This window comes from Deltaproteobacteria bacterium, assembly GCA_016210005.1.
Lineage (GTDB): Bacteria > Desulfobacterota > Binatia > HRBIN30 > JACQVA1 > JACQVA1.
This window is the reverse complement of the sequence record JACQVA010000040.1, coordinates 1-2634: the sequence shown is the minus strand read 5'-3', so window position 1 is coordinate 2634 and position 2634 is coordinate 1. Positions and strand designations below refer to the sequence as shown.

3 protein-coding genes are annotated in these 2634 nt (G+C 63.2%); all 3 read right to left on the bottom strand.

The genetic code is table 11. From position 1 onward, the window contains the following. The coding region (locus HY699_05020; GenBank protein MBI4515163.1) for a hypothetical protein at positions 1–412 on the bottom strand (412 nt) is incomplete at its 3' end. A 173-nt stretch (positions 413–585) separates the two neighbouring features. Beyond that, positions 586–1413, bottom strand: a complete 828-nt coding sequence (locus HY699_05015; protein MBI4515162.1) for a hypothetical protein — start codon at positions 1411–1413, stop codon at positions 586–588. Between the two features lie 28 nt (positions 1414–1441). Continuing rightward, a partial coding sequence (locus HY699_05010; protein ID MBI4515161.1) for a hypothetical protein occupies positions 1442–2634 on the bottom strand: 1193 nt, incomplete at its 5' end.

The window sequence follows — 2634 nt, the reverse complement described above, 5'->3', positions numbered from 1 at the left end:
CGTTAACATCGCGCACCCCCTGCGCCAGTTCCTCTGCCGTCGGGCTCGCCTTGATCGGCGCAATCTGCACGATCGTGGCCGCCTCGAAGGCGCCGTCGGGGATCAAGGCTTGGTAGCGCGGGTCGGCGGGGAAGGTGACGACGCCGCCGGCGGGGGGGATGGCGGTGGCGCCGGTGCGTTCGTCGCGCATGTTGCCGGCGTCGACGGTAACCGTGTTGTGCAGCACGTCTTCGACTTGCACCTGGATGCGGTCGCCGACCACGGCGTCGAAGACCGCGCAGAACGTGCCCGCCTGCCTGGTGTCGCAGCGGCCGGGGAACAGTGAGTCGCAGAAAGCTGAGCCGCTGACACCGTCACGGTCGGTGGCAACGGTCGTGAACGTCTCACCGGTTGTGTCATTGAGAATCGTCACCGGCCATCCTCAGTATGTTGCAACCAGTCTCATTCCGCTTTCACAATTCGCAATCCGAACTCGACACTGTCGCCCGCTCTTGCGATCTCGGCCCTACTGCTGAAGTGCCCCAACGCAGACCTCGTACGCATGCTCTCTCTCACAGAGTGTCCGTTTCTAAGTCCCGCGCGTTGCTATCCACCGCCGCCGCTCGGTGTCGCGCTGGTCCCCGGCCCGCTCTCGCCGTACGCCTTGAGTACGGTCTCCGCCCAATCTCCCGCCGGCCTTCCTCCGTACTCTGACACCAGTTCCCGAAAAAGACCCTTGGCCTCTTTGAAACCTTCGACGCCCACCGTGAGCTGCGCGATCCTCATCTTGGCTGTCGCGGCAAGCGGCTCCCGCTCCGACCAACCCAATCGCTGTCGCAACGCTAGAGTTACCGGGTCACCGGCTGAATCGAGCGCTCTGTAGTCCGGAAGCGCACGGTTCATCGCATCGCGCACGGCGCTCCACGCCTTGCGGAGGGCATCGGGTGGTGCCGCGAGGGGCGCTCCAACAACCGCCGACAAATCGAGTAGGCTCAAGTCGACTTCGGCAAGGCGCGCCTCCCGCGTCTTTGGGAATCCGTCAACAACTTTTCGAAGCCATTCCTTCGACTCCCGCTTTACAGCCTCGTCCCGGCTCTCGCTAAGCGCATGCCCGACAACAAGCTCCGCCACGGCACGCGCATGCGACGGCGCACTTCTCGTCGCGTACTCTTTCAGCTCCGAGATCTCGGTCGCCTGCGCCTCGGCCCCATAACGTTCCTTGGTCACAATTCGCAGCAGATCCGCGTCCGCGCTTCCGTCCGAGGTTTGTGCCGCCGCCGCTACGTACTCGGCCGCTTGAGTTACCTCCGGCCACGAGCAACGCGCCCTATCAGCGCCAGGATCATGAGTGTCGACGCCAATCAGTGTGCCAACGGCGATAACACATAACCGCACCCCGGTTCGCTGCCATACTGATTGTACTTGTCGCCACATATTCCTGTCCTTTGCAATCCCGGGCGAATCACGCACAGCATTGGCAGGATGTGCGCTGACTGGCCTCATACGCGTCCCTCCCGGCGGATGACCGCACAATCGAATAGTAGAGCAAGGCCGACTGGCTGCATGCCTGGAAACACGGTTGCCCCAAGAACAATGGATCTAGCGATGGCAACAAACCCATGCCACCAAGGCCACTGCAGATGCTGCTCATGTTTGTGTAAAACTGGTCATCGCAGCCCTTCCGATCAAACTCGTCAGCCGCCGCGTTCGTGGGCGTGTAGCACTGCCCGTAACAGAAGTCATGGTAATCGCATGCGAGAGGACTTCCTGAAGTGCCAGTCCCGAACTCGGCGCCAATACACCCCGCAGGGTTGTTTCGCCACGCGTCTGGCACAACGGCAATTGGATAACCACACCCGTTCGTCGTATTCGGGAAGTTCAGTCGCGGCGAGCGATCTGGGCACCGCGACAGCTCAGCGATGCACGGCGCGGAGAAGTTGCTCGGATTGCTGACGCACTTAGCTATCGGCCCTGCATCTTCACAGCATTGAGTAGTCGAATCATATGCACGACCGTTGCAGCACGTCAGCGAGTTGATGCGCGGATGGACGCAGATGCCATTCAGGCATTGATCCTCGGTGCATGGATTGCCGTCGTCGGCGCAGCAGCAGGTGCCCGTTTGAGCCGCGGGTGCGGGCGACGCCCCACTCGATCCAAAGCCTGCCGACGGCGCAACGGTCTGAGGCGCGAGCACCCGCATGAAATGCATGCCGCCGGCACCCGTAGCTACGGCCGTTACCAAACCACCCGTCGTATCTCTGAACACCGCCACCGCGCGCGCCTGCGCCCCGCCGAGGTTCACCGTGCCGAGGACGCGGTCGTCGACGGAGTCGGTGTCGTCGCCGTCGCTGCTGCCGCCGGGGACCGACAGGTCGATGATCGCTAGGCCATTGGTGCCGTCGGCGACGAACAGCAGTTGCGTGCTCGGGTCGTATGCCACCGCGCCGGGGCTGTGATTCGGCATGGCGATCTTGCCGATCCAGTTCTGCGCCGTGCTCTCGTTCAGTCCGGGTTTGAGCTGCGCCCCGGTCTTGTCGAGACTCGCCGGCGCCGGGGGGGCACCACCGGGCGGGTTGTTGTCGGGCACGTTTACCGCCAACTCCCGTAAGCCTTCGCTGTTGCTCTCCACCGCCAGATCGCGTGGCACCACGTCCT

Excerpts from the sequence above, each read along its gene's own strand:
- HY699_05015 (MBI4515162.1), bottom strand. The coding sequence starts at position 1,413 with ATGTGGCGACAAGTACAATCAGTATGGCAGCGAACCGGGGTGCGGTTA.